This is a genomic window from Vibrio sp. 378 (assembly GCF_033339435.1).
Window position 1 is genome coordinate 1 of record NZ_JAWOUO010000422.1, and the last position, 770, is coordinate 770.

2 protein-coding genes are annotated in these 770 nt (G+C 47.1%); both read right to left on the bottom strand.

The annotated features are described in order from the left end of the window. A partial coding sequence (locus R7Q48_RS26700; RefSeq protein ID WP_318133245.1) for a cryptochrome/photolyase family protein occupies nt 1–398 on the bottom strand: 398 nt, incomplete at its 3' end. After that, nucleotides 399–770 (bottom strand): FAD-binding domain-containing protein (locus R7Q48_RS26705; RefSeq protein ID WP_318133246.1); only part of this gene is annotated, 372 nt, incomplete at its 5' end. It abuts the gene before it with no gap.

Below are 770 nucleotides of genomic sequence, written 5' to 3' on the forward strand. Positions count from 1 at the left end.
AAAAAATGCTCAGTATCGACGCAACGTTTGACTACACTTTCTAATTTCAACTTGGTCAGTTGTTCCAACAGTCGATATTCATCAGGCCGTTGATACTCAAATTTGCTTGCCCCTACTTCACGAACGTAGTGCTGCAATACTTGGTCAAGATAGCCAAAAGCGGCAGTGTCATCCAACGTTAGATGCAGAACATGATGCCCTTCTTCTTGCTTCTCTTGAGCAAAAATAGCCATCGCGGAGAAGAAGGCGCACACCTTTTGAATGTGATGCGTAACGTAAGTGTTTTCTTGCTTGAGCTCAGCAATCAAGTAAAGCACGGTATCATCCGCTTGCTGAAACCAAGAATGCTCGCAGTTGAGTTGGTCGCCGAGAATCAATCGCACCGTGTCATAACGCATTTATTTATCTCCATTTTCTTGCTGCGTTGTGATTGGCCAGTCGACCATATCGACAACGTCTTGCTGCGCTCGGCTGTCACGCCCTTGCCATCGTTCAATGAACTCATGATTTGGGTCGTACATTTGTGTCTGCTTCTCCAAATTAAACTGACGAGAGCCTCTCGGATCTGCCCCTACTCCCGCTAAATATTGCCAGTTTCCCCAATTCGAGCCGACATCGTAGTCAATCAACTGCGTTTCAAAGTAGGCTGCGCCATACCGCCAGTCCAGCCCCAGTTCATGAACAAGGCAACTTGCAACCAACTGGCGACCACGGTTAGACATATAACCAGTGTGATTCAGTTGGTGCATACACGCGTTGACGATGGGATA